This is a genomic window from Idiomarina solivarensis (genome assembly GCF_033052755.1).
GTDB lineage: Bacteria > Pseudomonadota > Gammaproteobacteria > Enterobacterales > Alteromonadaceae > Idiomarina.
Genome location: NZ_JAVFHZ010000001.1, coordinates 714,594 through 727,374, shown reverse-complemented (window position 1 = coordinate 727,374; position 12,781 = coordinate 714,594). Strand labels below are relative to the sequence as shown.

The following is a 12,781-nucleotide window of genomic DNA, read 5'->3' as shown; positions in this document are numbered from 1 at the left end:
AGACATTATGAGAACAAGTTTTTTATTGGCGTTATTGTTATTCACACCACTAACCTTTGCACAGAACTTATATCAGCAGCTTGGTGAGAAGCAGGGGATTGAAACCATTGTGGAGGGAATGCTTTACCGAGTGGGTGGTGACGAACGAATAGCCCATCATTTTGACGGCGTCGATATTATGCGTGTGCACAAATTGATCAGTGAGCAGGTATGCGATTTAAGTGGTGGCCCCTGTAATTACAGTGGTGAGGATATGAAGACGTCTCATCGTAATATGGGGGTCGATAACGCTGATTTTAATGCTCTAGTTGAACATTTGATTGCCGCTATGGAAAAGCAGGATGTTCCGGTTTCTGCGCAGAATCAGCTGCTGGGCCTGTTGGCGCCAATGCATGAAGACATTGTTGAAGAGTAGTTGGAAGATAAAAGTGTGGCTCGCTGATTACGAGCCACACGTCAATAACTTAAACGTTAAAACGGAAGTGAATGACATCACCGTCTTTGACAATATATTCTTTCCCTTCTAGACGCCATTTACCGGCATCTTTTGCGCCTTGTTCACCATTATTGGCTATATAGTCGTCATAACCGACAATTTCGGCACGGATAAAGCCTTTTTCAAAGTCAGTGTGAATACGTCCGGCGGCCTGTGGTGCGGTCGAACCTACTTTAACCGTCCAGGCGCGAACTTCTTTCACACCGGCAGTAAAATAAGTATGCAGGTTTAACAATTCATAGCCGCCACGAATGACACGGTTAAGACCCGGTTCGTCCTGACCTAGTTCGCTTAAGAACTCTTCTTTGTCAGCTTCATCCAGCTCTGCAATTTCAGATTCAATAGCAGCGCAGACAGGAACAACAACGGCGTTCTCAGTGGCTGCAATCTCACGTACTTTGTCCAGATGCGGGTTATTTTCAAAACCGTCTTCGTTGACATTGGCAATGTACATGGTCGGCTTTAGCGTCAATAAGTTATACGAACGAATGGTTGCCCGTTCATCCTTACTTAATTCAACCGAGCGAGCCATTTGACCTTCATCAAGTGCGGGCTTAAGTTTTTCCAGCACGGCTATTTCGGCTTTGGCTTGAGCGTCTCCGCCTTTTGCTTTTTTAGCTAAGCGATATAAAGACTTATCAACCGAGTCCAAGTCGGCTAGTGCCAACTCAGTGTTAATGGTATCGATGTCATCGGCAGGATCAATGCCACCGCTGACATGAACAATGTTGTCATCTTCGAAACAACGTACCACATGACCAATAGCGTCGGTTTCGCGAATGTTTGCTAAAAACTGATTACCTAAGCCTTCACCCTTTGAAGCACCTTTGACGAGCCCGGCAATATCGACGAACTCCATGGTTGTCGGGATAACCCGCTCGGGGTTTACGATAGCGGCTAACTGGTCCAGGCGAGGATCAGGCACAGGTACGACACCTGTGTTTGGTTCGATGGTACAAAAAGGAAAGTTTGCAGCTTCAATGCCTGCTTTTGTCAGTGCGTTGAAGAGAGTGGATTTACCTACGTTTGGTAAACCTACGATACCACATCGAAATCCCATGAGAATTTAGCCTTTCTGTTCAGGGCGGTAGCTATGAAGACGCTGCAATGCAGGCCCCCAGCCATCCACCATTAATGTGTCGATACTGCGGCTGGCTTCATCAATGCAATCATCAATAAGCCGCTGTTCAGTTGCTGAGGCTTTGCCAAGAACAAAACCTGTCACTTTCGTTTTATCGCCCGGGTGACCAATGCCAATGCGCAGGCGCAAAAAGTCTTGTCCTCCCGTTTGGGCAATAATGTCTTTAATTCCGTTGTGCCCGCCAGCACCTCCGCCTTTCTTAAATTTAGCAATGCCCGGGGGTAAATCGAGCTCATCGTATGCCACTAAAATCTCGCTGCTGGGTATTTTATAAAAATTAGCCAGAGCTGCGACCGAGAATCCGCTTCGGTTCATAAAGTTTTGTGGTAATACAATGCGAAGATCATGAGCGCCGTTCTGCCAGCGTCCAATAAGGGCTTTGCTTTTTGCGTCGGGGGAAAGTGTAATTGCATGGCGTCTGCAGAAGTCTTCGACTAACCAGAAACCAGCGTTGTGGCGAGTTCTTTCATACTCGGGGCCCGGATTTCCCAGGCCCACAAGCAGTTTTACTTCAGTTCCCATAGCAGGAGACTGACTTACTCTTCGTCAGCGTCGTCTTTGCTGTTTTCAGCAGGAACGTCGCCAGGTGCTACTGTATCTTCTTCGGTCTCTTCTTTCTCAACGCGAGGTGCAGTAATAGATACAACCGCCTGGTCGTGGTCGTCACCTTTAGTCAGCTCAACTAACTCAACGCCGTTAGGCAATTTCAAGTCGGTCAGGTGAATAGTGTCGCCAACGTTCAGCTCAGCAATGTCAACTTCCAGATACTCTGGTAAGTCTTTCGGCAATACAGTGATTTCGACATCGTTCACGTGGTGAACAACAACACCGCCCTCATCTTTAACACCTTTAGCGGTCTTCTCGTTCAAGAAGTGCAGAGGTAAGTTGGTGTGAAGTTTGTGGCCTTTCTCAACACGTTGGAAATCCAAGTGGGTTAATTTAGGCTTATACGGGTGACGCTGCATGTCTTTAAGGATTGCCTGATGCTTTTTACCATCAAACTCTAGCGTCAAAATGTGCGAATAAAAGGCTTCGTAGTCGGCCATGTTATTCACTTTGTTGTGATCCAATGCTAGTGCGATTGGCTCGCCTTTACCACCATATAGAATCGCTGGTACTTTGTCCTCGTGACGCAGGCGGCGGCTCGCACCTTTCCCCTTGTCCGTGCGGACGGTAGCTTGGATGTTAAAATCTAATTCAGCCATGATGTGGCCTCTCAATGTTTAAGGTTTTTATTTGTCAGCGCTCGCGACCAAGAGCTGACCCAGAAACTTAGAAACCGACGACGTGGCCGGTTTCTAAGGGCGCGCAATACTAGCACTGAGCCGAAGTAATTACAACAATCAGTAATCGAACATTGCCGAAATGGATTCTTCGTTACTCACTCTGCGTAATGCTTCTGAGAGCATGCCAGATAAGGTTAGCTGAGTAACTTTACCGGTTTCTTTCATGGCATTACTTAAGGGAACACTGTCGGTAACAATGACTTCATCAATTTCTGAGTCTTTGATGTTTTGCACGGCATCGCCAGAGAATACCGGGTGAGTAGCGTAAGCAAAGACACGTTTCGCTCCGTGTGATTTCAACGCTTCTGCAGCTTTACAAAGGGTTCCACCGGTATCAATCATGTCATCCACAATAATACAGTCGCGGCCTTTAACATCCCCAATAATATGCATAACCTGAGATACGTTTGCAGAAGGGCGGCGTTTATCGATGATAGCTAAATCGGTGTCATCCATAAGTTTTGCAAACGCGCGGGCGCGAACGACACCACCAATATCAGGTGACACAACAACCGGGTGATCAAAGTTTTGCTGGCGCATATGTTCTAACAGGACGGGTGTGCCGAAAACGTTATCAACCGGTACGTCGAAAAAGCCCTGAATTTGCTCTGCGTGCAAATCAACGGTCAATACGCGGTCAACACCAACGCTGGACAAAAAGTCTGCTACAACTTTGGCGGTAATAGGAACACGCGCTGAACGAACCCGGCGATCCTGACGAGCGTAGCCGAAATAAGGCATTACAGCGGTAATACGACCGGCCGATGCACGACGCAATGCATCCACCATAACAATGAGTTCCATTAAGTTGTCATTGGTAGGAGCGCAAGTAGATTGAAGAATAAAGACGTCAGAACCGCGGACGTTTTCGTTAATAGCGACGCTGATCTCACCGTCGCTAAAGCGACCAACGGACGCTTCACCAAGTTTGATATAAAGGCGATCGGCGATTTTCTGGGCTAGCTCAGGAGTGGCGTTGCCGGCGAAAAGTTTCATGTCAGGCACAACATACCTCGACTTTTATTGGGTTAATGTCTGGATAAGTGGTGAACGGTTCTGGCCTTGAGCGATAAATGAGCAAAGCCCGTTAGGGATATGCTGTTGCGCTTCCTTTGCGGCTTGTCTTGTTTCAAATTCCGAAAAAAGACATGCTCCACTGCCAGTGAGCCGAGTCGGTGCGTATTCTAGCAAGGCACGGCGTAACTTAGCAACTTCGGGATGCAAATCGCAGACCACAGGTTCAAATACATTCGTTACTTTTTCATTTTGCCAGTTTTTAGCGGTAACGGGTGTGCAGTCACGCTGTAATGCTGGGTGAGAGAATAAAGCGGCGGTACTGATAGATGCGTCCGGTTTAATCACTAAATAAAAAGGGGTTGGCGGAGAAATATCAGTGAAAATGTCGCCGATACCCTCAGCAAAACAGGCCTGTCCATGAATGAACACAGGCACGTCAGCACCTAGTGTTCGGCCTATTGCCTCTAGCTCTGCAGTACAAAGCCGGTTTCCCCACAAGTTATTTAAGCCAACAAGAACGGTGGCAGCGTTGGACGAACCACCGCCAAGGCCTGCTCCCTGAGGAAGCCTTTTTATTAATTCAATGGTGTATGCAGGAAGCGGACGAATACTTCTGTCGTGATATGCCCCTTGAATTGCCGTGAGTGCTTTCCACACTAAATTGTCACTTTTGGGAATATGACTTGTTTCATCAATGAGTTCGAATTTTTCGTCATCTCTTGCATGAAATTTAAGTGTGTCGCCGTAGTCCAGAAACTGAAAAACAGTTTGTAAATTGTGATAACCGTCTGGGCGACGACCGGTAATATGCAAAAAAAGGTTTAATTTTGCCGGCGCGGGAAGGGTTATTTGGGTAGCTGCCATTGATTCACTTGTACCTTTATTAACAACGTCGAGTTTTCTAAATGGATTTGCTCCGGCAGCGTAACCGCCTGAGAGACCGTCTGACTGTAAAACCAGTTAAGCTGCCACTTTTGACCGTGATTAACGACTTTTGCCTGCGCTAACGTTCCGTCGTTGTGGAACTGAATAGAGGTTAATGCGGTTGTCTTTTTACCCAATACCCAGCGATGTAATTGCTCGAAAGGCACTGCAACGCCCAAGAGTTGATAAAGCAGGGCGTCGGCTGACGACGCCCAACGTTCTTGCTCATCGGCAATGAGTAAAGCGCCACTGTCATCAATGGTTAGCTTAGCTAACTGACCTTTTAGCGGGTGAGAAAAACGCACCACTTGCTGATGAGGTAAATAACGCCAATTAATATAGAAACTGTCTCTTTCATCTTCTTTTTTCTGAATAATGGCCATCCGTCCGCTGAGAGACCATTGTTGCAGCTGTTCGAGCCTCTGTTGATGGGCGTTAATGATAGCGGGGTTTACTTTAGTGCTGCTTGTCTGCTCTGATGGCGTTGGCAGGGCACACCCAGTCAGTAACGTGATGAGTACGAAGTAAACCCAGAAAACTCGGCGCTGAATCATATTTCTCTATTGGTCTAATCGGTATGCCAGTAGTTGACCAGAAAGCGCTGTGACTTTCAATGACTAAGGCTTTCACGTACAATCGGACAACTTAGATTTTGGCCGCGTTGGGATAACGAGTTTCACAGTCAGATGACCATTTCAGCTCTTGGAATTAATCATAAAACAGCATCGGTCGATTTGCGCGAGCAAGTCGCGTTTAGTGGTGAGCAGCTTGATACTGCGCTGCAAGCTATACGGAATCTTCAGGGAGTTGAAGAAGCAGTTATCGTTTCTACCTGCAACCGTACCGAGCTTTATTGTCGCGGCGAAGTGTCTGGTGATTTATTGTTGGGTTGGCTCACCGGCTTCCACAGTTTAGCGCCGGATGCTCTGGAAAATCATCACTACCTCTTCCAAAATGAACAAGCCATCACTCACCTCATGTCGGTTGCCAGTGGGTTAGATTCTCTGGTTTTGGGGGAGCCTCAAATACTGGGACAGGTAAAGCAGGCTTATCAGGCGGCTAAACGGCAAGCTTCTGTCGGCGGTATTCTGGAACGCCTATTTCAACAAACTTTTCGAGTCGCAAAAACCGTTAGAAATGAAACCGCTGTTGGGCAAAATGCCGTTTCGGTTGCGTACGCCGCTGTCTCTATGGCGCGTCATATTTTTGCTAACCTTGAGAAATCAAAGGTATTGTTGATTGGCGCCGGAGATACCTCTGAACTGGTGGCTCAGCATTTGAAGCAGCATGGGGTAAGCGAACTTATTGTGGCCAACCGCACTTTGCAGCGGGCTCGTGAAATGGCAGAACGGGTTGGGGCTAAGGCCCATAGTTTATCGGAACTATCAGAGTTATTGCCGCAGGCTGATATTGTTGTGAGCTCAACCGCGAGTACGTTGCCTATCGTTGGTAAAGGCAGCATCGAAAATGCGCTGAAAAAGCGCCGGCACAGACCCATGTTACTGATTGACCTGGCGGTTCCGAGAGACATTGAAGAGCAGGTTAATGAGCTTGATGATGCTTATCTTTATACGGTTGATGACTTACAAAGCATTATTAGTGAAAACATTCGTAATAGAGAGCAGGCGGCGCGCGAAGCTCGAATTATTATTCAGCAGCAGACAAAAGAGTTTAATGACTGGCTTAAGTCTCTTAATAGTGTGGAGTTGGTGCGGGAATATCGCACGCACACACGAACCTTAGCCGATGAGCAGCTAAAGAAAGCATTAGCACAACTTGAACAGGGCAAAGACCCTGCAGAGGTTTTACAAAGGTTCAGTCATAGACTGGTGCAGCAGCTTACGCATAAACCAACAAATTTACTGAAATCGGCCGGCGAAAATAACGATCAATATACGCTGGCCGTTTTGCAACAACTTTGGTCGGAGCAGTCCTCTGACCCATCAGAAGGCAAATAATACATGTTGAATCCATCCATTGAACGCAAACTAGAAGGGTTAGTTGAGCGTTATCAGGAAGTGCAGGCTTTATTGGGTGAGCCCGATGTGATCAGTGACCAAAATCGCTTCCGTTCGCTATCTCGCGAATATTCGCAACTCGAGGAAGTGGTTGGTTGTTTTGAAGAGTACCGCCAGAATCAGGAGGATCAAGCTGCAGCAAAAGACATGGCTGAAGACGATGACGCAGACATGCGGGAAATGGCGGAAGACGAATTAAAGCAGGCAAAAGAAGCGGCAGAAGAGTTGGAAAGCCGACTACAGCTGTTACTGTTACCTAAAGATCCGAACGATGACCGTTCCTGTTATCTCGAGATACGTGCTGGCGCCGGTGGCGACGAAGCCTCAATATTTGCTGGCGACTTATTCCGCATGTACAGCCGTTACGCTGAAAAAAATGGCTGGAAGGTCAACATTGTCAGCGCCAGTGATGGTGAACATGGTGGTTATAAAGAAATTATCGCTCATATGAGCGGTGACGGTGTTTATGGCCGAATGAAGTTTGAGTCGGGTGGACATCGGGTTCAGCGTGTTCCTGAGACGGAATCTCAAGGCCGTATTCATACCTCAGCCTGCACCGTGGCGGTACTGCCGGAAATTCCGGAAGCCGAGGCGATTGAAATTAATCCTGCGGACCTTCGGGTTGATACGTTTCGCGCTTCCGGTGCGGGGGGGCAGCACGTTAACCGTACGGACTCAGCTATTCGTATTACCCACTTACCTTCGGGCGTGGTTGTTGAGTGCCAGGAAGAGCGTTCTCAACATAAAAACCGGGCAAAAGCGATGTCGGTTCTGCAAGCCAGATTACAGCGTCTGGAAGATGAAAAGCGCCAGGCCGAAGAGGACAGCACACGTCGGAACTTAGTCGGTAGTGGTGACCGTTCGGAGCGTATTCGTACTTATAACTACCCACAGAGCCGGGTGACAGACCATCGCATTAACCTAACACTTTATCGACTGGATGAAGTGTTGACCGGTGACATTGACCTTATATTGGATGCGATCATTACCGAACACCAGGCGGATCAGCTTGCGGCCTTATCTGAAGGACAACAATGACGCTGCAGCAAGCGATAATCTGGGGCAGACAACAGTTAAGTCAAAGTGAGGATGCCGGTGCTGATGTTTCCGCTTTATTGTGCTTTGTGCTCGATAAAGAAAAGGCCTACCTGCTAACCTGGCCAGAGCGAGAACTCACACAAGCGCAGCAACAGCAGTATAAAGACTGCATTGCGGAGCGACAGAAAGGGCGACCAGTCGCCTATATCACTGGTCGTCGTGAATTTTGGTCGTTAATGCTTGAAGTTAATGACAGTACGTTAATTCCTCGCCCGGATACTGAGACCCTCGTTGAAGTCGCCCTGAGTCTGAAACTACCGGACAATGCAAGAGTGTTGGACCTAGGTACTGGCACAGGTGCAGTGGCTTTGGCGCTAAAGTCGGAACGTCCGGGGTGGCAAGTGGTTGCGTGTGACCATAATGAGGAAGCGGTTGCGCTAGCTCGGCGAAACTCTCTTGCTTTAGGCTTAGAGGTTGACGTTTTATTCAGTAACTGGCTCCAATCTGTGCCAAAGTCCCCTAAGTTCGATTTAATTCTATCGAACCCACCGTATATTGAGGCAGCCGACCCGCACTTGGCGACAGGGGATGTTCGATTTGAGCCGCACACGGCGTTAATTGCAGAAAATAACGGTTTAGCCGATATTGAGACTATTATTAAGCAGGCCAAAAGTCATTTAGTTGACCAAGGCTGGTTGTTACTTGAACAAGGGTGGCAGCAGGCAGACCGTGTCATTGATCTACTGTTTAAAACTGGTTATAAAAAGGTTAACCGCTGGCAGGATTATGCTAGGGTAGAACGAGTGACCGGTGGGAAGAAAGCCAGCGCGGAGAGAGACTAATAATGAGCAATCAGTTTATGTTTGCTGACGAAGCCAGCCAGCAAACCACAAAATTACCGACAGAATATTGGAAAATTCTGATTGTCGATGATGAACCAGAGGTGCACGCTGTAACCAAACTGGCGCTAAATGACTTTAACTTTTTAGGTCGTGGTTTAAAGTTCTATAGTGCTTTCTCTGGTGAAGAGGCTAAGCAGTTAATTGATAAACATCCTGACGCAGCAATACTCTTACTGGATGTTGTGATGGAAACCGACGACGCCGGTTTGCAAGTTGCCCGCTATATACGTGAGCAGGCAGACAATCACTTTACACGCATTATTTTACGCACCGGCCAGCCGGGGCAGGCGCCAGAGCGCACGGTTATTGTCAATTACGACATCAATGACTACAAATCAAAAACTGAACTTACCGCTCAGAAGCTCTTTACTGCGGTCATGTCATCGCTGCGCTCCTATCGCGATATTATGTCGATTGATCAGAGTCGACACGGACTTGAAAAGATTATTTCTGCATCGACAAACCTTTACGCATTGCAGCCAATGAACAGTTTTGTTGACGGCTTGGTGCAACAGCTTAGCTGGGTTATTGGGGGAGCCAAACAAACCTTGTATGCCACTTCAAATGAAGATGGCTCTTCCTACAAAGTGTTGGCGGCGCATGGTGAAGACTCAGGCGTCTGTGTGGGTCAGACGTTACGTTCAGTCATTCCTTCTAAAGCATTAGCAGAACTAGAAAATGTCGTGGCTAATCACGGGTCCTATTATGGTGATGATTTCGTACTACTGTACTGTCGGAGTCATTGTCGGGCTCACGGCTCGGTTCTCTTTATTGGAGGCTTATCGAGACCATTAACGGCAGATGATCACCATGTCTTGCAGCTGTTTTCTGAAAATGTACAGTTAGCACAGGATAACGTGGTTTGTCTGGAAGATTCCGATCAGTTCCTGGCCCGTTTAGCCGATCAGCTAATGCTTCATCACGCGAGCCATTTTAATGCGGTTATCGAGCAGAACAGTGAAGTTCGTCTGGCTTACGCTATTGCTCAACGAACCACCGCTGATGACGCTGAAACCACCGCTTTGGCGTGGTCTCTTTTTGCTCAGGCACGGCCTCTGCTAAACTGTGCGACGGATGCGGCAGCTGCAGTAGAAACGACCTGCCAGCAGCGAGTTGCCCGCTCGCTACGAGCATTAGCACATGGTGAACATGAAGCGACCCAGAGTGCTCATCGTGCTTTAATTGAAAGGCTTGAGCGTTGGGATGGATTAGGCCTGCCAGAAGGCAAGCAAGGCTCAGATATTGCCTTGTCCACTCAAGTCCTGCTCGTGACTGAACAGCTTCTGGAGTTTTGGGAAAGTGGTATCAAAGACGATGATATTGCGGTCCGCTTGAACGATGAGAAAGGTCGTTATTATTCACCTAAGTTTCTTGATGTAGTGATTAAATCCCTGCCTGAATTAAGAACTATTTAATTAAAATAATAAGAGGTTACTTGTGTACGCTGCTTTTAAACACCTGCATGTATTATTCGTGCTGATTTCGATTAGCCTGTTTTTGTTCCGTTTTGTCTTACAATTGGTGGATTCGCCGCTATTACAGAAGAAGTGGTTAAAGATTGTTCCCCACATTAATGACACCTTATTACTGCTTAGTGCCATCGGTATTATGGTGACGTTGAACATGTATCCAATTGAAGTCCCGTGGTTAACTGACAAAGTTATTGGGGTTATTGCTTACATTGGTTTTGGTGTATTAGCAATGAAAGGTAAAACAGCCGTTGCCCGTTGGGTTGGCTTTATCGGTGCGTGTGGTTGGATAGCATTTCTGCTGCATGTTGCTTTATCGAAACAAGCGCTTATTGCTGGTTAATTGAAAGGGAGTATTTATGCTAGCACCTGAATCTATTGCTTCGGAAACAAGTAGTTTAATCACCAACGACGGCGTGGTAATTGGCTTATTAATGGCTATTCTGGGGTTGGTCTTCTATACCAACAGCAGTGAGCACCCGGTTTTCAAAAAGTTTTATCGCTTTGTTCCAGCGTTATTGCTTTGCTATTTTCTGCCTTCCTTACTCAATACGTTTGGCATTGTCGATGGTAATAAAACCGCAGTAACTGATATTGCTATGGATTACCTGTTGCCTGCGTGTATGGTTTTATTAACCTTAAGCCTGGACGTAAAAGCCGTTATGGGTTTAGGTTCAAAAGCCCTTATTCTATTTTTAACCGGTACTTTTGGTATTGTTATTGGCGGTCCAATTGCGTTGCTTTTGGTATCTGCCATATTCCCTGAAATGTTAAATGGTGCCGGGCCCGATGCCGTCTGGCGCGGAATGACGACAATTGCTGGCAGTTGGATTGGCGGTGGTGCAAACCAGGCGGCTATGAAGGAAGTCTATGAAGTTGGCGGGGATATTTTCTCTGCTATGGTAACGGTCGACATTATCGTTGCTAACTTATGGATGGCGGTATTGTTGTACATGGCGGCAAACGCCAAGAAAATAGATGCGCGTACCGGCGCAGATACGTCAGCTATCGACAATATTCGTCTTAAAGTTGAACAATATGAATCTGAGCATGTAAGAAACCCTAGCTTACGCGACTTAATGATCATTTTAGCGATTGGTTTTGGTGTTGCAGGCCTCGCTCATTTTATGGCTGACTGGATTGCTCCAGCCATTGCTACTCATTACCCTGCGTTAAGCAAGTTCAGTTTAGATAGTCTGTTTTTCTGGGTTATTGTTCTGGCTACTGCGGGTGGCATTGCTCTGTCATTTACCCGGGCTCGTTCGCTGGAAGCGGCAGGTGCTTCAAAAATTGGTTCAGTGTTAGTGTATGTATTAGTGGCTAGTATTGGTCTGCATATGGACGTGACCCAAATTGTGGAGGCACCCAAATACTTCCTTATTGGTGCAATATGGATGATTATTCACGCGGGTCTTATGCTACTTGTCGCCAAGTTGCTGCGCGCTCCAGTGTTTTATATGGCTGTTGGTAGCCAGGCGAATGTTGGTGGTGCAGCGTCGGCACCGGTGGTCGCTTCAGCCTTCCATCCGTCGTTGGCTCCGGTTGGGGTCTTGCTGGCTGTAATGGGTTACGCACTTGGGACCTATATGGCGTACTTTTCAGGACAAATTCTACGAGTAATCGGTAGTTAATGGCAGGAGTACATGATGATTACTGACTTGCAGCTCGAAGATATTGAAATAGCGAATGATAAGCCCTTTGTTCTATTTGGGGGGATGAATGTACTGGAGTCTCGCGATTTAGCGTTACGGATTGCTGAGCATTATGTGGACGTTACGAATAAACTCGGCATACCCTATGTGTTTAAAGCATCGTTCGATAAAGCCAATCGTTCGTCTATTCATTCTTTTCGTGGTCCCGGCCTGGAAGAAGGACTGCGTATTTTTGAAGAGGTTAAACAGCAGTTTAATGTACCTCTTATCACCGACGTGCACGAGCCGCACCAGGCGGCTCCGGTAGCTGAAGTCGTCGATGTACTGCAGTTACCGGCGTTTCTTGCCCGACAGACCGACTTGGTTGTCGCAATAGCAGAAACAAAGGCCATGGTGAATATCAAGAAACCCCAGTTTCTGGCTCCACAGGAAATGAAACACATCATTAACAAGTTCGCCGAAGCGGGAAACGAGAACTTAATGCTGTGCGAACGAGGTTCAAGCTTTGGCTATAACAACCTTGTTGTCGATATGCTGGGAATGGACGAAATGAAAGCTATGGCACCGGTTATCTTTGATGCGACCCATGCCTTGCAGCGTCCTGGTGGAAGAGCGGATTCAGCCGGGGGACGCCGGGCACAAGCAGCACAACTTGCGCGATCCGGTATGGCTTTAGGTATTGCCGGGCTGTTCATCGAAGCACATCCCAATCCGGATGAAGCTAAATGTGATGGCCCATGTGCCTTACCTCTGCACGCTCTGGAGCCGTATTTGCAGCAGGTAAAAGCGATTGATGATTTGGTTAAATCGTTTACGCCATTAGATACTTCCAACTGAG

Annotated in this window: 14 protein-coding genes; 8 read left to right on the top strand and 6 right to left on the bottom strand. The window is 47.3% G+C overall.

Features of this window, described 5'->3' with window-relative positions:
* The first annotated feature begins 7 nt into the window (after positions 1–7).
* Positions 8–415: a group I truncated hemoglobin gene (locus tag RBK99_RS03605; protein WP_317503270.1), complete on the top strand. Its 408-nt coding sequence runs from the start codon at positions 8–10 to the stop codon at positions 413–415.
* 49 nt (positions 416–464) lie between these two features.
* Here the strand turns inward: RBK99_RS03605 and ychF are convergent, their stop codons facing one another.
* The 6 genes from ychF to lolB form a co-directional block, all read right to left on the bottom strand.
* On the bottom strand, positions 465–1,556 hold the full coding sequence (ychF, locus tag RBK99_RS03600; protein ID WP_317503269.1) for a redox-regulated ATPase YchF: 1,092 nt from the start codon (positions 1,554–1,556) through the stop codon (positions 465–467).
* Positions 1,557–1,562: 6 nt separating this feature from the next.
* Positions 1,563–2,159, bottom strand: a complete 597-nt coding sequence (gene pth / locus RBK99_RS03595) for an aminoacyl-tRNA hydrolase (protein WP_317503268.1) — start codon at positions 2,157–2,159, stop codon at positions 1,563–1,565.
* A gap of 14 nt (positions 2,160–2,173) precedes the next feature.
* Positions 2,174–2,842, bottom strand: coding sequence for a 50S ribosomal protein L25/general stress protein Ctc (locus tag RBK99_RS03590; protein ID WP_317503267.1), 669 nt, complete (start codon positions 2,840–2,842; stop codon positions 2,174–2,176).
* A gap of 138 nt (positions 2,843–2,980) precedes the next feature.
* Entirely contained in the window at positions 2,981–3,928 is a 948-nt protein-coding gene (locus RBK99_RS03585) for a ribose-phosphate pyrophosphokinase (RefSeq protein WP_317503266.1), read from the bottom strand.
* Positions 3,929–3,943: 15 nt separating this feature from the next.
* Entirely contained in the window at positions 3,944–4,804 is an 861-nt protein-coding gene (gene ispE, locus RBK99_RS03580; RefSeq protein ID WP_317503265.1) for a 4-(cytidine 5'-diphospho)-2-C-methyl-D-erythritol kinase, read from the bottom strand.
* The gene (gene lolB, locus RBK99_RS03575; RefSeq protein ID WP_317503264.1) at positions 4,786–5,418 is read right to left on the bottom strand and encodes a lipoprotein insertase outer membrane protein LolB; all 633 of its coding nucleotides are present in this window, start codon (positions 5,416–5,418) and stop codon (positions 4,786–4,788) included. Before lolB ends, ispE begins: the two co-directional genes overlap by 19 nt.
* Before the next feature lie 132 nt (positions 5,419–5,550).
* On the opposite strand from lolB, the gene hemA reads away from it, so the two are divergent.
* From hemA to kdsA, 7 genes are read left to right on the top strand one after another with little or no spacing between them, the layout of a single operon-like run.
* Positions 5,551–6,822, top strand: coding sequence for a glutamyl-tRNA reductase (gene hemA, locus RBK99_RS03570; RefSeq protein WP_317503263.1), 1,272 nt, complete (start codon positions 5,551–5,553; stop codon positions 6,820–6,822).
* A gap of 3 nt (positions 6,823–6,825) precedes the next feature.
* Complete coding sequence (gene prfA / locus RBK99_RS03565) at positions 6,826–7,920, top strand: peptide chain release factor 1 (protein WP_411161963.1); 1,095 nt, start codon at positions 6,826–6,828, stop codon at positions 7,918–7,920.
* The gene (prmC, locus tag RBK99_RS03560) at positions 7,917–8,762 is read left to right on the top strand and encodes a peptide chain release factor N(5)-glutamine methyltransferase (protein WP_317503262.1); all 846 of its coding nucleotides are present in this window, start codon (positions 7,917–7,919) and stop codon (positions 8,760–8,762) included. Before prfA ends, prmC begins: the two co-directional genes overlap by 4 nt.
* A gap of 2 nt (positions 8,763–8,764) precedes the next feature.
* Positions 8,765–10,237 carry a DUF3369 domain-containing protein gene (locus tag RBK99_RS03555; protein ID WP_317503261.1) on the top strand — a complete coding sequence of 491 codons (1,473 nt, stop codon included), beginning with the start codon at positions 8,765–8,767 and terminating at the stop codon, positions 10,235–10,237.
* 22 nt (positions 10,238–10,259) lie between these two features.
* Positions 10,260–10,634: a SirB2 family protein gene (locus RBK99_RS03550; protein WP_317503260.1), complete on the top strand. Its 375-nt coding sequence runs from the start codon at positions 10,260–10,262 to the stop codon at positions 10,632–10,634.
* 16 nt (positions 10,635–10,650) lie between these two features.
* The gene (locus RBK99_RS03545) at positions 10,651–11,922 is read left to right on the top strand and encodes a DUF819 family protein (protein ID WP_317503259.1); all 1,272 of its coding nucleotides are present in this window, start codon (positions 10,651–10,653) and stop codon (positions 11,920–11,922) included.
* A 15-nt stretch (positions 11,923–11,937) separates the two neighbouring features.
* Positions 11,938–12,780 carry a 3-deoxy-8-phosphooctulonate synthase gene (gene kdsA / locus RBK99_RS03540; protein WP_317503362.1) on the top strand — a complete coding sequence of 281 codons (843 nt, stop codon included), beginning with the start codon at positions 11,938–11,940 and terminating at the stop codon, positions 12,778–12,780.
* The last annotated feature ends 1 nt before the right edge of the window (position 12,781 follow it).

Bases quoted from the DNA above. Each gene is read 5' to 3' on its own strand.
- RBK99_RS03605 (WP_317503270.1), top strand. From the start codon at position 8: ATGAGAACAAGTTTTTTATTGGCGTTATTGTTATTCACACCACTAACC.
- ychF (WP_317503269.1), bottom strand. From the start codon at position 1,556: ATGGGATTTCGATGTGGTATCGTAGGTTTACCAAACGTAGGTAAATCC.
- pth (WP_317503268.1), bottom strand. From the start codon at position 2,159: ATGGGAACTGAAGTAAAACTGCTTGTGGGCCTGGGAAATCCGGGCCCC.
- RBK99_RS03590 (WP_317503267.1), bottom strand. From the start codon at position 2,842: ATGGCTGAATTAGATTTTAACATCCAAGCTACCGTCCGCACGGACAAG.
- ispE (WP_317503265.1), bottom strand. From the start codon at position 4,804: ATGGCAGCTACCCAAATAACCCTTCCCGCGCCGGCAAAATTAAACCTT.
- lolB (WP_317503264.1), bottom strand. From the start codon at position 5,418: ATGATTCAGCGCCGAGTTTTCTGGGTTTACTTCGTACTCATCACGTTA.
- hemA (WP_317503263.1), top strand. From the start codon at position 5,551: ATGACCATTTCAGCTCTTGGAATTAATCATAAAACAGCATCGGTCGAT.
- prfA (WP_411161963.1), top strand. From the start codon at position 6,826: ATGTTGAATCCATCCATTGAACGCAAACTAGAAGGGTTAGTTGAGCGT.
- prmC (WP_317503262.1), top strand. From the start codon at position 7,917: ATGACGCTGCAGCAAGCGATAATCTGGGGCAGACAACAGTTAAGTCAA.
- RBK99_RS03555 (WP_317503261.1), top strand. From the start codon at position 8,765: ATGAGCAATCAGTTTATGTTTGCTGACGAAGCCAGCCAGCAAACCACA.
- RBK99_RS03545 (WP_317503259.1), top strand. From the start codon at position 10,651: ATGCTAGCACCTGAATCTATTGCTTCGGAAACAAGTAGTTTAATCACC.
- kdsA (WP_317503362.1), top strand. From the start codon at position 11,938: ATGATTACTGACTTGCAGCTCGAAGATATTGAAATAGCGAATGATAAG.